Raw genomic sequence first — 16,159 nt, 5'->3', positions numbered from 1 at the left:
GCCCGACGCACCGCGGTGGCGGTCTGGGTCAATCACTACAATTACCACCGACCCCATACCGCCTGCGGCGACCAGCCCCCGGCCTCACGCACCCCGGACCGTGTCAACAACGTCACGCCCTCTTACACCTAGTCACTCGCGTATTGTGGTACGACCCACCTTCCAACCCCACCTGATCTTCAGACCGTACGGCGCGCGCAAGCGATAGGGCAGGTCAGAAGATCAAGTATATTCGGGGCACTCCCCGTTAACCACGAGTTACAGCATTCTGGAGGTTTTATGAATGAGTTATGGCTTGACGACATCAAGGTCGGCGCGCGATTCGAGACGGAAAAATATGAAGTTTCCCACGAAGATATTGTTAATTTTGCCCGGCAATTCGATCCTCAACCTTTCCATCTCAGCGACCAGGCTGCCGCCGATACCTTTTTCGAGGGCCTGGCGGCGAGTGGGTGGCACACCGCTGCTATCACGATGCGGTTGCTGGTAACCAGTGGGATCTCAATCGCGACCGGTATAATCGGCGCGAGCGTGGAAGTGGCGTGGCCTTCGCCGACACGCGCGGGCGACGTCCTTCACGTCGAACTGACAGTAGAAAGCGTGAAAGTTTCCGCAACCCAACCCGATCGTGGATTCGCTACCGTGACATACAACACAACCAATCAAGAGGGGAAGACGCGGCAACGCACCACCGCGAATCTTCTGGTGTTCAAAAAGCCAGAACTCACATGATCCGCGGTGAAACCCATCCCTTTACTGGCCACGCAGGGAAACGATAGGGCCCAGGCGATCGGCAGAGCGGAGCATTTGGCAGTATACGGCGCGCTCTCCATGCTGTTGGCGGAAGGAGTCTAGAATGCAAGGGCGCGGCGGATCGACTGGGCTGCTCTTGGCGGCTGGGGCGGGGCGACGCTACGGGATGCCGAAAATTCTCGTACCCGGATGGCTGGAACACAGTGTCGCAGCTTTGCGAGAGGGCGGTTGCAGTCCCGTCTACGTTGTCACTGGGGCGGCTCGCCCGAACTTGCCTGATGGGGCTCGGGAAATTCACTGCGAAGACTGGTTTCGGGGAATTGGAGTCTCTCTTCATTGCGGTCTCGCTAACATAGGTGAGAACCCCGAGCGCGTTGTCATCCATCTCGTTGATTATCCTGGCATTGGCCCTGCTGTTGTATCGCGAGTGTTGCAGTCCAGTGGCGACGAGCTTGCCCGAGCGGTGTTTAACGGAAGGCCTGGCCATCCAGTTAGTGTGCCACGATGCCATCTCGCGGCTTTGACCAAATCTATTCAGCATCAAGACGGTGCTGGACCGTACCTTCGCGCACATCCGACGGTGGCCGTTGAGTGTGGGGACCTTGCTAGTGGCCAAGATGTGGACACTCAGGAATCAATAAATGACTGAGCGAAAGGTGCCCGCGTGCCGGATCGTACCATGCAACATCAGGGCTAAGCGCACGACTAGCGGATTTTCCTCAGTATTACCGTTTCTCAGTCTTGTGGGTGGTTTTTTCACTGTCCAGCCAAAACTGTTCAAGGAGATCATTGAAGGGTTGGCCGACGCGGGGAACGCTATGTTGGGCGCCTCGAATCACAGCCCGTTGAGCGTTTGTTCGGCTGGCGATTGCGTCGCAGACTGTTTCGAACCCGGGTGCATGACCGCCAGAGACGACAAGGACGGGGAAAGGCGCTTGAGCCAGTGCATCGAGATCAGGGCGTGCTTCCCATACCGCCCGCTCACCCATGAGGGCCCGCACTCCGGCCTCCATGGCCGGTGGCAAGGGCGGCCGGGGCCATGGGCGTTCGCCGACAAGACTTGCGAAGAGGCGGAAAAATTCGAACGGCTCGCGCGGGCCATCCGCCCAGAGCTCCTGGAACGCAGCGCGTAGCTTGGCCGCCTCCGGTGCTTCGGTCAGGCCAAAGGCCGGCGGCTCGATGACCGTAAGCGAAAGGATGCGTTGCGGCGCGGCCGCAGCGAGGTACAGGGCAACGATGCCGCCGTAGGAATGCCCAACGAGGTGGCTGCCGGACTCGAGGAGGGGCTCGAAGACCGCGGCCTCGTGTTCAAAGTCCACCCGGCGTGTCGAGGGACTAGCCCCGTAGCCGGGCCGGTCCGGGAAGGTGAGTCGCCAGCGTTCGGAGAGAGCGATCTGCTTGCGCCACCCGGAACGACCGGTGGTGGCGTCGGAATGGATGAGCAGCGCCGGCCGACCCTTGCCCTGGGTCTCTACATGGAGGTCTACGTCGGTGGGGATGTCAGGCTCCGATCTCTCTGTCGGTGCCCGTGCGGCCTTGGTCCTGCCCCGCACGGAGCTCGAGCTCTTCGGTCAAATCCGACCAGAACTGCAGAGCAGCGTGTTCCATTGCCAGGCCGAGGCGGAGCGGGACCATCCGCGCGGCGAGGTCGTCCCGGCCCAAGAAGCGGGACTGCATGGACTCATAGACCTCAATCCGGTGTCGATGCTGCAGCTCTTGTTCCCGTGCGAGGGCCAAAACGTCTTCCTCGGTGGCGAGTTCAGCGAAGAACAGCTTCAGCTCGGCGATGTCGCGGATCTGCATCTGCTCAGCGGTCGGCTCGGCCAACCATTGGCGGAGAGCTTTCATGCCCTTGTCTGTGATCGAGAAGGTCTGTCTGCGTCGACCGGTTGTCTCCGCACTGACATCGAGCAAGCCCGCCTGGGATAGGCGCTTGGGCTCTGAGTACAGCTGCGCATGAGGAAAAGGCCAGAAGAAGCCGACGGAGTGGTTTATGGCGCGTTTGAGGTCGTAGGAGGTCGAGGGCCCACGCATGGCGATGAGTCCGAGAACAACGTAGGACGTGATGCTCAGCCGGTCCGTTGACATGCACTCAATCGTATCCTATGATCTATATCACAAATAGGACATCTGTTTTAGACGGTACATTCCGTACTATGGGAAGGGTCTACATGGACGCCACCGCCGAGGGCCCAGTCCGCCCTGTCACTCAACCGCTCACCAGGATGCCCGCCTCAACAACTGGACGTGCAAGCGGCTCACGGATCGAAGATCCTCCCCTTGTCACCGGACAGGGCCGGTTCCTCGACGACCTCGACCCATTACCCGGCACGCTTGTGGCGGCGATCGTCCGCAGTCCGCATGCTCACGCCAAGATTCGCAAGGTCGATCTCGACCGGGCGAGAGCACATCCTGGCGTGGCGGCGGTGATCGGGCCAGAAGAGGTCCTCGAGACCTTCAAGCCTTTTCCGTTATCTCTGCGCACGAACATGCCCTACTATCCGACCGGCACAGACAGGGTCCGCTACGTTGGTGAGCCTGTAGCGGTCGTCGTTGCCACCGACCGCTACACGGCGGAAGACGCCGCCGAGCTCGTCAGGGTGGACTACGAGGTACTCCCCGCGGTGGTCGACACGAAGAAGGCAGAGGAGTCCGGCAGCGTCACGCTCCACGAGGGGGCCGATAGCAACGTCGCTAGCGACCGGAGCTTCAGCTTCGGCGCGGTCGACGACGCCTTCGCCCGGGCCGAGCACGTGGTCAGCGCGGAGTACCGCTTTCCGCGCTATTCCTCCACACCGATGGAGTGCTATTCAGTCATCGCCGAGTGGCGTGACGAGTCCACTGGGCCCCAGATCACGGCCTATGCGAACTTCCACGGGCCCTTCTCCATCGTGCCCATCCTCGCCGGTGCGCTCGGGATCACCACAGCGCAGCTGCGCCTCATCGTCCCCGCGGACAACGGCGGCAGCTTCGGCATCAAGTCCGGCATGTACCCCTACATCGCCCTGATGGCCCTCGCCAGCCGGCATGCTGGCAGGCCGGTGCGCTGGACCGAGGATCGCATCGAGCACCTGCTCTCGAGCTCTGCCGGATCCGACCGGATCATGCGCTTCCAGGCCGCCGTCTCCGAGGACGGCTCCGTGGAGGCGCTGGACGTGGACTTTCAGGAGAACGTCGGCGCGTATCTGCGCCCGCCGGAACCGGCCACGCTCTACCGGTGTTTCGGCAACATGACCGGCGCCTACCGGATTGACGCCGTGCGACTGCGGTCGCGTGCCGTGGTGACGAACAAGATGCCGACGGGCCTCAACCGTGGATTCGGAGGCCAGCAGCTTTACTTTGGCCTGGAACGACTTATGGACAAGGTCGCATCCACTGTAGGGAAGGACCCATTGGAGGTCCGGCGGATAAATCTGGTTCCGACCTCAGCGTTTCCCTACGCCACTCCCACGGGCGGGATCTACGATTCGGGCGATTATGAGAAAGCCTTTGCGATGCTCACGGAGAGCGCCCAGTACGAGACGCTGCGGGCGGAACAACGGGCTGCCCGGGACCGCGGCGAGATCATGGGCATCGGGGTCGCCGCCATCGTCGAACCCTCTGCCACTAACATTGGCTACATCGCCCTGGCCACTCCGCAGGACGAGCGCGTGGCAGGGCGGGACAAGTCCGGTTCCACCGAGCACGTGCGGGTCAGTGTCGATCCCCAAGGGGTCGTATCCGTGTTGCTGGGGACCGTGCCCCAGGGGCAGGGCCACGCAACCGTCGCCCGCCAGATCGTCGCCGACCAGCTCGGTCTGCCGCTCGAACAGGTGGTCCCCAAGGTGGACATGGACACCGCGACGACGCCGTGGACCATCACGACCGGAAGCTACTCCTCACGGTTCTCCCCGCTACTGACCTCGGCACTGGTGGAGGCCACCGATCGGATCGCTGCGACGATCAAGGTGGCCGCCTCCGTCCTGCTCGCTGCGGACCCCGCCCAGCTGGAACTCGCCGAGGGCAAAGTACGGGTGAAGGGCGAGCCAGAACGTTCCGTGCTGTTTCGCCACGCGGCCGGCCTGATCCACTGGGACCCTGGGTCGCTCCCGGATGCCTTCGAAGCCCAACTTAACGCGGAGGCCGCGTTCACCCCACCGGAGTCCACTGCGGCCTCCAGAACAGACCAGATCAACTCCTCGCTTTGCTATGGGTTCGTTGTCGAACTCGCCGTTGTGCGCATCGACCCGGAGACCTTCGAGATCACCATCGAGAAGGTTGTCTCCGTCCATGACCCAGGGACTGTCCTCAATCCCGTCCTGCTCGAGGGCCAAATACACGGAGCCATGGCCCACGGCCTCGGCGGGGCCATGTACGAAGAGTTGTTCTACAGCGAGGCGGGACAGCCAACCTCCACGTTTATGGACTACCTCGTCCCCACTTCGGCCGAGGCCACCTTCCCGCTGGTGACCGAACACCTGGAGACTCCCTCGCCGCTCACTCGCCTCGGTGCCAAGGGCGCCGGGGAGGGGAGCAGTATGAGCTTCCCCGTGCTGGTGGCGAACGCCGTGGCTGATGCCCTGGCCCCGCACGGCGTGGACATCACGTCCCTTCCCCTGCACGGCAATGTCATCCACGGCCTCTTGTCGTCCCAGAACTAGTCCGTCAATACCCGATAACAACCCCCAGAAACACAGAAGAGGAAAATCGAACTATGGCACTCACCGGTGGAGAAATTCGGTTGGACCGCAGTCACGACGGGCGGGTCGCGAACCTGACACTGTCGCACGGCCGCTTCAACATCATCACGATGGAGACCCGTCGATTGATGGCCGAGCGTTTCGCGGAGATCGACGCGGACCGACAGATCCAGGTTGTGGTCATTCGGGCTGAGGGAGAGCACTTCACCTCCGGTGGCGACATCCGCGGGTTCATGGAGGTCGAGCCCTACGAGCTGACCGACCTCGGTCAAGACGTCACCGCCCCAGCACGCTCCCCCAAACCGGTGATCACTGCGGTGGACGGGTACTGCTTCGGTGTGGGCTTCGAGATGGCCCTGTCGACGGACATCCGCCTCGCGACCACCCGCACACAGTTCGCCCTGCCGGAGATGCGGCTCGGCATGATGCCAGGAAGCGGCGGCACCCAGCGGCTGGCCCGCCTGATCGGCCTGTCCCGGGCGAAGTACCACGTACTCACCGCCTCCCGGATCAGCGCCCAGCAGGCTCTGGACTGGGGGCTCGTCGCCTCGGTCTCGGAGGATGCCGAGGCCCTGGCCGACGAGGTAGAGCGCGTGGTCCAGACCCTACTCGGCTACTCGGCCATCGCGCTGCGCACGGCCAAGGAAGTCCTCGACCGTGGCGTTGACGCCCCACTGGCCACCGGCGTGGAGCTAGAGCGCAAGTCCTACGCCATGCTGCGCTCGACCCACGACTTCGCCGAGGGCGTCGCCGCTTTCGACGACAAGCGCGCCCCCACATTCGAGGGCCGCTGAGGTGAAAGCCGCACCTTTCGCCTACGTTCGTCCGACGCGGCTGGAGGACGCCCTCGGCGAGCTTCAGGCTGCTCAGGGGGGCAGCGGTAAAGTCATTGCCGGAGGCCAGTCGCTTGTGCCGGTGCTCGCCATGAGGCTCGGCCGGCCCAGCATCCTGGTGGACATCACCCGGGTGGAGGACCTCACGCAGATGGAGGTCACCGGCCAGCAGTTGCGAGTGGGCGCGGCCGTGCGCCAGCGCCGCGTGCAGAGGGAGGCATCACAGCTCGTGCCGCTGCTCGGGCTCGCCCTGCCGTGGGTTGGCCACCGGGAGATCCGGAGCCGGGGGACCGTGTGCGGTAGCCTCGCCCACGCCGATCCCTCTGCGGAGATGCCGGCGGTCGCCCTGTCCCTCGGCGCCACCCTTCAGGTCAAGGGGCCCAAAGGGGACCGGCAGGTGAATGCTGCGGACTTCTTCACCGGAGCGATGGCCACGGTAGCCGGACCGGCCGACATCGTCACTTCTGTGACCTTTCCGGTCGCCCGCCCCGACGAAGGATACGGGTTCGCTGAGATCGCCCGACGGCACGGTGACTACGCCATCGCCGGAGTCGCCGCTCGCGTGCGGACGAGTTCCGGCACGGTACAGGAAGCTGTCATCACGTCGTTCGGCGTGTCCGACCGGCCCCAGCTACGAGACCTTCGCGGATCCCTGCAGCAGGCCGTCGACACCTTGGGCGACCCCGCAGCCTCCGTCACAGATCTGGCCAAGGCGCTGGAAGGACCGGCCGATTCCATGGCTGAGGACGTCGTCACGACGGCCGGTGACTCACACGGCACGCCCGCGTACCGCCGCCGTCTCGTACGGGTTCTCGCCGCCCGAGAACTCGCACGGGCCTACCGCTCGAGCCTGAAAGGGACACAGACATGAGCATTAAATCCATCGCCACCTCGCTTAGACGGACCATCACACCCCACCGCGGTTCCCAGTCGGAGGACACCACCCTCCGGGTTGCCGCCGACGAGACGGTCACCGTGTCCTTTACCGTCAACGGCAGGCCGGCCACGGTCGACGTGGCACCACGGGTCACGCTTTCGGATGCCCTGCGCGACCACCTCGGCCTGACGGGCACGCACATTGGTTGTGAACACGGGGTCTGCGGCATGTGCACCGTGGTCGTCGACGGAGACGCCGCCCGAGCATGCCTGCTCCTGGCATGCCAAATGGAAGGGGCTGAGATCCTCACCGTTGAGGGGCTGGGCAAGCAGGATGATCTCCATCCGCTGCAATCGTCCTTCTCCGACCACCATGCTCTGCAGTGCGGTTTCTGCACACCGGGGATGCTCATGAGCTCCTACGACCTGCTCAAGCACGAGCCCGGGATCGCCGCTGAGGAGCTGCCAGAGCAGATGTCCGGGGTCCTGTGCCGCTGCACGGGCTACCGCCACATCATGGACGCCGTCGCAGACGTCTCCGACAGCTATCCCGACGGCATCCCGGCACCCCGCAATTGCGCCGAGGCGGCATTGCTGCCGCGCGCCTCCACTGGCGGCCGTTCCGCTGCCGACGGTGACCAGGAGCTTGCCGCAGCCACAGGTCCCGGAGAAATTCATGTGCCGCAAAGCGAACCTACGGTGACCATTGACGTGACCAGCGAGGTCACCGCTGGCGTCGACGAACTATGGGTCGTCATCGACGACACCGAGCGGATGGTTCGTTGCCTGCCCGGTGCCGAACTGGTCGCCGACTTCGGCGACGACAAGTACCAGGGACGCATCCAGGTCGCCTTGGGGCCAGTTAAGCTCTCGTTCCTCGGCGATATCCACGTTGTCGAGCGGGACCCGGTCTCCCATTCTCTGCGGGCACTCGCGCAGGCCGACGATCCCAGTGGCGGCACCGTACAGGGCACCGTTCATCTCAAGGTTGACCCGTCGGGGGAGGGCAGCGTCATTCGTGCGCATGCCGAGATGCACATGACCGGCCGTATCGCCCAGTTCGGCAGATCGCTGGCTGATGACGTCAGCAAGGACATGTTCAGCCAATTTACCGCCGCTCTCGATGCCACCGCCCGTGGTGAAGAACCTGTGGTCGGTGGCGCCCCGCCCAGCGCGTTCCGGATGACCATCAGGCTCATCAACTCCCGAGCCCGCGCGATTACGCAACGCATTAAAAGGAAGGACTGACCAATGGAGATCGGACGAACGCTGACGTGGACAGCGGAGAGATTTCCCGAACGGATCGCCGTCGCCGGATCTCGCCGGCTGACCTACCCGGAATGGGACGAACGGACCAATCGCATTGCCAATGCGATGCTCGCCCTGGGTGTGAAGCCGGGAGACCGTGTCGCGACCTTACTGAGCAACTCCGAGGTCATGGCGTCAACTCACCTGGCCATGCAGAAGCTGGGCGTCATGTCCACCCCGCTCAACATCCGGCTCTCGGCCCCGGAACTGGCCTACTGCCTGGAGAACGCAGAGCCTACCGTCGTGGTCAGCGACGACGTGGCCGCCGCCGTGACCCGGGAGGCCCTGCAGATGACGTCCACCAGCGCCACTCTCCTGCACGCCGGGGAGAACCCCGTGGACGGCGCGACGGACTTCGAGACCCTCGTCGCGGAGGCCGAGGCCACAGCCCCCGGCGTCACCGTGAGCGAATCCGATCCCAGCGTCATGCTCTACACCTCAGGGACCACCGGCAAGCCGAAAGGCGTTCCGCGCACTCAGCGCAACGAGTTTGCCGCTTCAGTCGCCCACGTCATGCAGGCCCAGTACGCCTCCGGGGAATCCACGCTCGGAGCGATGCCGATGTACCACACCATGGGTCTGCGCTCCCTTCTGTCGATGGTCGTCGTCGGAGGGAAGTTCGTCGAAATGCCCGTATACAACCCCGAACGTGCCGTTGAACTGATCGAAACGGAAGGTATCACCGCACTCTACCTGGTGCCGACGGCCTTTTGGGCTCTAGCCCAAACCGGCAAGCTGGAACGGGTGGCTCCCACGGTGCGCAAGCTCGCCTTTGCCGGGGCTGCCATGACCTCCACTCTGTGCCAGAAGCTCGAACAGGAGATCCGCCCAGAAGTCTTCGTGAACCACTACGGCTCGAGCGAGGTCTACACCTTCGCCATCGAGGAAAGGGCCTCCCGGAAACCGGGCAGCGCCGGACGAGCCGGAATGCTCTCCCGCCTACGAGTCGTTGACCCAGAGCCTACGGCTTCACATGAGCCTCTTCGGCCGGGTGTAGTTGGCGAGATCGCTGTTTCCCTGGATTCCGATGACGCATTCGCCGGTTATTGGCGCCGAGCCGACGCGGACGCCAAGGCGATACGTGACGAACGTTGGTACCACACCGGCGACCTCGGTCACCTCGACGACGACGGCGATCTCTGGGTAGACGGCCGTGTCGACGACATGATCATCACGGGCGGGGAAAACGTGCATCCCATCGAGGTCGAAGACATTCTGAGCAGCCACCCCGACATCGCCGAAGTCTCGGTCGTGGGACTCAAGGACGAGAAATGGGGCCAGGCCGTGACTGCCTTTATCGTCCCCGAGCAGGAGAACGAGGACCCCCAGACCTTCGCCGAACGCATCCTTGAATGGACCCGTACCGAGGCCCCTCTCTCCCAGTACAAGCGCCCCAAACGCGTTCTCGTGATCGCTTCGATCCCTAAGAGCCCCGTTGGGAAGATTCTTCGCCGGAAGCTGGTCGCTGGCGAGTACACCCTCAAGGGCGGTACCGGCAATGATGCCACTTCCGGCCGCCCGCCTACCGAGACAGAGTAACAGGGAGACCGCAAATGGCCACGTCCCACAGCCCAAAGGCACCTTCAACTGACAAGGGGAAGCCGCTCATCGAGCGCGGCCCCGGTTTCCGCTCCGGCCTTCGTGCCCTGCCCAAGCACCTCAACCCCGCCACGATCGGCGCCGGCCTAGTGGCTGCCATCTTCGGTTGTACCGGACCCGCCCTCATCGTGATCAACGGCGCCCAGGAGGCTGGCCTCACCCCTGTCCAAACCGCGTCGTGGATCTTCGGAATCTATGTCTTCGGCGGATTGATCAGCCTATTGATGGCGCTGTACTACCAGCAACCTGTGACAGGGGCATACAGCATACCGGGCGCGGTCCTCGTCGTCGGAGCACTGCAGGGATTCACGTTCGCAGAAATGATAGGGGCCTACCTTGCCGCTGGCCTGATCGTTTTGATCCTTGGACTGACGGGAGTGGTGCGCAAAGTCATTACCTGGATTCCATTCCCCATCGTGATGGCCATGATTGCAGGGGCCCTCATCCGCTTCGGCATCGGCGTCGTCGACTCGCTGCTGAGCGCGCCCATCATCGTTGGTGCGGCGATCGTGGGTTACATCCTCCTGTCCCGTTTCATCAAAGCGATTCCCGGTGTGCTGGGAGCTCTGGTGATCGGCGGCGTCGCGGCGGCAGTCACCGGCTCCTTCGGGGCCATCGAAGGTGATTTGGGTCTGATCGTGCCTGAATTGGTGGCGCCCGCATTCAACATCGGGGCGATCCTGGCGGTGGGAGTGCCCCTGGCCCTTCTGGTCATCGGTGCGGAGAACACCCAGGCGATGGGCGTGCTAATGGCGGAGCGCTACCGTCCGCCGTTCAATGCCATGACCATCGTGAGCGGTATCGGTGGGCTCCTCGCCCCGCTCTTCGGGGGGCACAACGCGAACATCGCCGGGCCGATGACCGCGATCTGTGCCTCCGACCAGGCCGGTGAGAACAAGGCCGGGCGTTACGCTGCCACGGTTGTCAATGGCATTATTTTCGGTCTCTTCGGCATCTTCGCAGGGATTGCGGTGGCCCTCGTGACCGCTCTGCCAAAGGAATTAACCGCCACTCTGGCCGGCCTGGCCATGATCGGGGTGCTCCTCTCGGCGTTCCAATCAAGCTTCAGTGAAAGACGATTCCAGCTCGGAGCGTTCGTGGCTCTCGTCATCGCGATGAGCGGCGTAACCCTGTTCGGTATCTCTGCCCCCTTTTGGGCGCTGGTCGGCGGGGTGCTCGCCTCATTGATGCTCGAAACGAAGGACTTCCGCTTCCGCGAAGAAATCAATGCCATGGATATGGCCGATGTTCCTCCGGCAGCTGAGGCCTCGCCTCGCGTGGAAAACCAGTCGTGAGGACGCCGGTCCGGATGAGACCACGCAAGCAGGCCGCACAGCGACCATACGTCGTCGGAACGAGAAGAGGGTTGCAATGCGCGAAATCCTGAACGACATCCGGCACTGGGCCGAGCCCTTCGCAGTGGCGACGGTGGTCCGCACCTGGAAATCCTCACCGCGCGCCCCCGGTGCCGCCATGGCGGTCAACGTCGCAGGAGAAGTGGTCGGCAGCGTATCCGGCGGTTGTGTGGAGGGGGACCTGTATCTGCGTTGCCAGGAGACCCTGACGACAGGAACCCCGGCGCTGGTGCGCTATGGGGTTAGCGACGACGAGGCCTTCGAGATCGGGCTCACCTGTGGTGGCACTCTAGAGGTCTTCATCCACAGGATTGACCCCGAAAAACATGCTCTGGATCGGCTGGCGGCTGCTGTCGAAGAAGGTAAGCCGGCGGCGGTGACTACGATTGTTGAGGGTCCGAGCATCGGGGCTCAGATACTGGTCATCAATGGTGAGCAATATGGCTCAACCGGCAACTCCGCCCTAGACCAAGCTGTGGTGACCGACGCACTGGGCCTATTAGAGCACGGCACAAACAGCCTGGTTCACCTCGGTCGCGACGGGGAGCGTCGCAAAGAAGATGTGGCGTTGTTCGTCGAGTCCTTCACGTCGCCGCCGCGCATGCTGATCTTCGGCGCCATCGATTTCGCCGCAGCACTGGCCCGACTTGGTTCATTTATGGGCTACCGCGTCACGGTCTGCGACGCCCGATCGCTGTTCGCCACTAAGGCACGGTTTTCCGAAGCGGACGACGTCGTAGTCGACTGGCCGCACAAGTACCTTGCAAAGGTGGACGTCGACTCACGAACGGTCATTTGTGTACTGACCCATGACCCCAAGTTCGACGTCCCCGTCCTGAAGGAAGCTTTGAATTCGGATGCCGCCTACATCGGAGTGATGGGCAGCCGACGCACACACGCCAACCGCCATCAACGGCTACGCGAGCAGGGCATCACCGAAGATCAGCTTTTACGCCTGTCCTCTCCCATCGGGTTGGACCTTGGGGCGCGCACCGCCGAAGAGACCGCAATCTCCATCGGTGCCGAAATCATCGCCCAACGCACAGGGGCGACCGGCCGACCCCTGGCCGAGTTGACCACTTCGATCCATCGTCCGACTTCGAGCCGATCACAGCAGCAACCAGCCCTCATGCAACATCAACCGCGATAGTGGCCATCGGCACCTGCGGGAACGAGCCTGAATCTGGCGGGGACGATTCATCCACGGATCATCACGGCCTTCAGGAGTAAGAGAGGAAGAATTGCAGGTGGAGCAACGAAGAGTGACCACGCAGAGCTCGTACCGGGGACGGGTGGCCTGGGTCGACACCGACGCGGGCGGACGGATCCACCACACAGCAGCATTCCGGTGGGCAGAGATAGTCGAGCACTCACTCTTTCGGCGCATCCGGCCAGGCTTCGAGGCGGCTGTCTTCCCGCGTCGATCGGTGGAGGCTACCTACCACTCCGCGCTGGTTTTCGACGACGAGTTCGAGGTCCTGCTCTGGGTCGATTGCGTCGGGAGGACCTCCGTGACCTTCGTCTGGGAAGTGCGCTCCGGTGGCGTGCTCTGTGTGGAAGGCCGCCACACAGCGGTGCACGTCGATGCCGCGGGCAAGCCGGCACCGTTGCCAGCTTGGTTGCGTAAAGGCTTGGAAAAAGAAGCACACCAGGTCGCCTCCGCTCACGGATCGGAGTCCAGCGAATACGCCCCCGATGATCGCGGCGGGCGGGGACCCGATACGCCGGATGAGTTCACTGAGGCGGTGACATGAGCGTTTCCTTGGGTCTGCCCCGGGTCCGCAGCGGCGGGCCGGCACCCAGCCCGGCACCGGTCGGTGCGGGGCTGGTGGACCGCCACGGCCGTCGGGCCACTGACCTGCGCCTGTCGGTGATCGACAAGTGCAACCTGCGTTGCACCTATTGCATGCCCGCGGCCGGACTGCCTTGGTTGCCCGCGGCCCAGCTGATGAGCCCGGCCGAGATCGGCCGGATCGTGGACATCGGGGTGTCCCGGTTCGGCATCGCCGAGCTGCGCCTGACCGGGGGCGAGCCCTTGGTCCGGGCCGACCTCGAGGAGGTCGTGGCCGCCGTGCGCGCCGGGCATCCGGACCTGCCGATTTCGCTCACAACCAACGGGATCGGCCTGGCCGGACGGGCGGCCGCTCTGGCCGAGGCGGGGCTGAGCCGGATCAACGTCTCTTTGGACAGCCTGTGCGCCGAGACTTTCAAGCAGTTGGCTCGCCGGGACCGGCTCGCCGACGTCCTGGCCGGGGCCGAGGCCGCCGCCGCCGCCGGGCTGACCCCGGTGAAGATCAACGCCGTGCTGATGCGCGGGGTCAACGACCACGAGGCCCCCGATCTGCTTGCCTGGGCACTTCAACACGGGTTCGCGCTGCGCTTCATCGAGCAGATGCCCCTGGACGCTGACCATGGCTGGACGCGCGAGAACATGGTCGCCGCCGCCGAGATCCGCGCCGCCTTGAGCACCCGCTTCCGGCTCGACCCGCACCCCGACCCGCGCAACGGCGCCCCGGCTCAGCTGTGGGACGTCCGCCCGCTCCCGGGCCCCGGGCAGGGCCCGGGGGGGGAGCCCGGTCCATTGGGCACCGTGGGCGTCATCGCCTCGGTGACCGAGCCGTTCTGCGCCGACTGCAAGCGGACCCGGATCACCGCCGAGGGCCGGGTGCGGTCTTGCCTGTTCTCCCACGAGGAGGTCGACCTGCTGCCCCTGTTGCGCGCCGGGGCCGCGGACGCCGAGATCGCCGAGACGTGGCGGGCCGCGATGTGGGCCAAGCCCACCGCGCACGGGATGGACCGGGCCGGCCTGGACTCCGCTGACTACGTCCAGCCGGAGCGCTCGATGAGCGCGATCGGGGGCTGACAGAGATGCGGATCCGCTACTTCGCCGCGGCCCGAGCGGCCGCTGGCACTCACGCCTAGGACCTGGACCTCGGGACGGGTGCGCTGTCGCGCAGGGAGGTTGGGCAACGGCTCGCCCTGCACCATCGCGAGCCGCCGCCGGGCCAGCCATTGCTGACGCAAGTGCTGGCCCGCTCCAGCTTCCTGCTCGACGGGGTGGCCTGCCCCGACCCCGCCGCCCAGATCCCCCCGGAGGCGACCCTGGACGTGCTGCGTCCCTTCTCCGGCGGCTGACCCTGTGGCCCGTCCCGGCCTGCACGCCGTGATCTTCGTCGGCGGATCCTGTCGTGAAATATTTGGATCACGGATCGCGCAATGAGACCGATCGATGAGCACACCCGGACCAGTCCAGGCGCGGACCGCGGTGGTCGGCGCGTTCGTCACCGACGCGCCGCTGGACCATGCGCGGGCCGCCGCCCACCGCAGGCTCGCGTTCGCCGCCTGCGACGCGCTCGTGGACCGGATCAAGACCGAGGTGCCCATCTGGAAGGAGCAGTCCTTCGCGGACGGCTCCACCGAGTGGGTCGGACTGGACGCCTGAGCGCCGTGGACCTCGCCCCACTCGTCGAGCCCGCCGCGCAGCTCACCGACGCTGCTCTACCTCGCCGCCGCGGGCGTCGGGACCCTCGGAGTCGTCGACGACGACGCCGTGGACGCCTCCAACCTGCAGCGCCAGGTGATCCACGGGGGGACCGCCCTGGGCGCGCCCAAGACTGCCTCGGTCGCCGCGCGGATCGCCGACCTCAATCCGCTGGTGCGCGTCGTGGAGAACCGCGAGCGGGTCACCGCGGACAATGCGCTGGAGGTCCTCGCCGGGTACGACCTCGTCCTGGGCGGCACGGACAACTTCGAGACCCGTTACCTCGTCTCCGACGCGTGCGAGCTGGCCGGTGTCCCGCACGTGTGGGGCTCGATTCTGCGCTTCGACGGCCAGTACTCGGTGTTCTGGGGCGCGCACGGGCCCACCACCGCGACCTCTACCCCGCGCCCTCGGCGCCGGGCACGGTGCCCAACTGCGCCGAGGCCGGGGTACTCGGCGTGCTGCCGGGCCTGCTGGGCACCGCCATGGCGGTCGAGGCCGTCAAGCTGGTCACGGGGATCGGCACTACGATGCTCGGCCGGGTCGCCACCTACGACGCCCTCTCGGCACGCTGGTGGGAGATCCCGCTGGCGCCCACGCCGGGCCGTGCTCCCGTGACCGCCCTGGCGGCGGTCGGCGGGACCGCCCCCGCCTGCCGGGCGCCGGCCCGCTGCCGGGAGGCGTCCCCACCGTGACAGCCCCCGAGCTCGCGGATTTGCTGGCGGCCCGGGAGCGCGGCGGGACGGACTTCGAGCTCGTCGACGTCCGAGAGCCCTACGAGGCCCGGCTCGCGTCGATCCCCGGCGCATGGTTACTGCCCCTGGACCGGTTCGAGTCCTGGGAGGCTCTCGCCCGGATCGCCCCGGGCCGCCGGGTGGTGCTGCACTGCAAGGCCGGGGCGCGCTCCGAGGGGCCCTGCACCTCCTGCGCGCCGCGGGCCGCACCGCCATCGCGCACCTCGAGGGCGGGGTGCTGGCGTGGAGCGCGCAGATGGACCCGTCCCACGTTCCATACTCTGGCCCCTCATGTCCGGCACAGCACTCTCGACGAGCAGCCGATACCCTGATCGGTGAAAGGCACCATCAATGGCGTCGGGGGACTCATACCCTGATGAGCTTTCTCCTCGGGTGTATCTCACCGGTCCCCCAGTGGTCAGTGGTGAGCCTGCCCTCCACTCTCTCATCGGTGGCATCAAGGACTTCCACCCCGTTACCTTTTTCATGACGCCGGTGTCCGGGAGGATGAAGGCGTAGGTAACCAGCCGGCCCCGGCATG

The 16,159-nt window shown here is 65.0% G+C and carries 16 protein-coding genes and 1 pseudogene; 15 read left to right on the top strand and 2 right to left on the bottom strand.

What is annotated here, in order from left to right; genetic code table 11:
- The 3 genes from RF638_RS15370 to RF638_RS15360 form a co-directional block, all read left to right on the top strand.
- A partial coding sequence (locus RF638_RS15370; protein WP_368842385.1) for an integrase core domain-containing protein occupies window positions 1-132 on the top strand: 132 nt, incomplete at its 5' end.
- Between the two features lie 147 nt (window positions 133-279).
- Complete coding sequence (locus RF638_RS15365; protein ID WP_368842384.1) at window positions 280-732, top strand: MaoC family dehydratase; 453 nt, start codon at window positions 280-282, stop codon at window positions 730-732.
- Window positions 733-856: 124 nt separating this feature from the next.
- A complete protein-coding gene (locus tag RF638_RS15360; protein ID WP_368842383.1) occupies window positions 857-1,402 on the top strand; it encodes an NTP transferase domain-containing protein in 546 nt (181 codons plus the stop codon).
- Between the two features lie 76 nt (window positions 1,403-1,478).
- Here the strand turns inward: RF638_RS15360 and RF638_RS15355 are convergent, their stop codons facing one another.
- Together RF638_RS15355 and RF638_RS15350 are read right to left on the bottom strand one after the other, a co-directional pair.
- The gene (locus RF638_RS15355; RefSeq protein ID WP_368842382.1) at window positions 1,479-2,306 is read right to left on the bottom strand and encodes an alpha/beta fold hydrolase; all 828 of its coding nucleotides are present in this window, start codon (window positions 2,304-2,306) and stop codon (window positions 1,479-1,481) included.
- Entirely contained in the window at window positions 2,254-2,841 is a 588-nt protein-coding gene (locus RF638_RS15350; RefSeq protein WP_368842381.1) for a PadR family transcriptional regulator, read from the bottom strand. Before RF638_RS15350 ends, RF638_RS15355 begins: the two co-directional genes overlap by 53 nt.
- Before the next feature lie 68 nt (window positions 2,842-2,909).
- Here RF638_RS15350 and RF638_RS15345 point away from each other — a divergent pair, with 68 nt between their 5' ends.
- The 12 genes and pseudogenes from RF638_RS15345 to RF638_RS15290 all read left to right on the top strand — a co-directional run bounded on the left by RF638_RS15345 (window position 2,910) and on the right by RF638_RS15290 (window position 15,950).
- Window positions 2,910-5,393, top strand: a complete 2,484-nt coding sequence (locus tag RF638_RS15345) for a xanthine dehydrogenase family protein molybdopterin-binding subunit (protein ID WP_368842380.1) — start codon at window positions 2,910-2,912, stop codon at window positions 5,391-5,393.
- Window positions 5,394-5,446: 53 nt separating this feature from the next.
- Window positions 5,447-6,226: an enoyl-CoA hydratase/isomerase family protein gene (locus RF638_RS15340; RefSeq protein WP_206391265.1), complete on the top strand. Its 780-nt coding sequence runs from the start codon at window positions 5,447-5,449 to the stop codon at window positions 6,224-6,226.
- Window position 6,227: 1 nt separating this feature from the next.
- Window positions 6,228-7,136, top strand: a complete 909-nt coding sequence (locus RF638_RS15335) for a xanthine dehydrogenase family protein subunit M (protein ID WP_368842379.1) — start codon at window positions 6,228-6,230, stop codon at window positions 7,134-7,136.
- Window positions 7,133-8,389 carry a 2Fe-2S iron-sulfur cluster-binding protein gene (locus RF638_RS15330; protein WP_368842378.1) on the top strand — a complete coding sequence of 419 codons (1,257 nt, stop codon included), beginning with the start codon at window positions 7,133-7,135 and terminating at the stop codon, window positions 8,387-8,389. Before RF638_RS15335 ends, RF638_RS15330 begins: the two co-directional genes overlap by 4 nt.
- 3 nt (window positions 8,390-8,392) lie before the next feature.
- Complete coding sequence (locus tag RF638_RS15325) at window positions 8,393-9,988, top strand: class I adenylate-forming enzyme family protein (protein ID WP_368842377.1); 1,596 nt, start codon at window positions 8,393-8,395, stop codon at window positions 9,986-9,988.
- Window positions 9,989-10,002: 14 nt separating this feature from the next.
- On the top strand, window positions 10,003-11,343 hold the full coding sequence (locus tag RF638_RS15320; protein ID WP_368842376.1) for a benzoate/H(+) symporter BenE family transporter: 1,341 nt from the start codon (window positions 10,003-10,005) through the stop codon (window positions 11,341-11,343).
- 76 nt (window positions 11,344-11,419) lie between these two features.
- Complete coding sequence (locus tag RF638_RS15315; protein WP_368842375.1) at window positions 11,420-12,553, top strand: XdhC family protein; 1,134 nt, start codon at window positions 11,420-11,422, stop codon at window positions 12,551-12,553.
- 112 nt (window positions 12,554-12,665) lie between these two features.
- Entirely contained in the window at window positions 12,666-13,157 is a 492-nt protein-coding gene (locus RF638_RS15310) for an acyl-CoA thioesterase (RefSeq protein WP_368842374.1), read from the top strand.
- Window positions 13,154-14,266, top strand: a complete 1,113-nt coding sequence (moaA, locus tag RF638_RS15305; protein WP_368842373.1) for a GTP 3',8-cyclase MoaA — start codon at window positions 13,154-13,156, stop codon at window positions 14,264-14,266. Before RF638_RS15310 ends, moaA begins: the two co-directional genes overlap by 4 nt.
- A gap of 366 nt (window positions 14,267-14,632) precedes the next feature.
- Window positions 14,633-14,845, top strand: coding sequence for a hypothetical protein (locus RF638_RS15300; protein ID WP_368842372.1), 213 nt, complete (start codon window positions 14,633-14,635; stop codon window positions 14,843-14,845).
- A gap of 51 nt (window positions 14,846-14,896) precedes the next feature.
- A pseudogene (locus RF638_RS15295) lies at window positions 14,897-15,217 on the top strand (ThiF family adenylyltransferase); the annotation flags it as partial.
- 358 nt (window positions 15,218-15,575) lie between these two features.
- A complete protein-coding gene (locus tag RF638_RS15290; protein WP_368842371.1) occupies window positions 15,576-15,950 on the top strand; it encodes a rhodanese-like domain-containing protein in 375 nt (124 codons plus the stop codon).
- Window positions 15,951-16,159 lie beyond the last annotated feature (209 nt).

It is taken from the genome of Kocuria sp. CPCC 205235 (assembly GCF_040980905.1).
GTDB classification, from domain to species: Bacteria; Actinomycetota; Actinomycetes; order Actinomycetales; family Micrococcaceae; genus Kocuria; species Kocuria carniphila.
The sequence above is the reverse complement of the archived record's forward strand: the minus strand, read 5'-3'. Positions and strand labels throughout refer to the sequence as shown.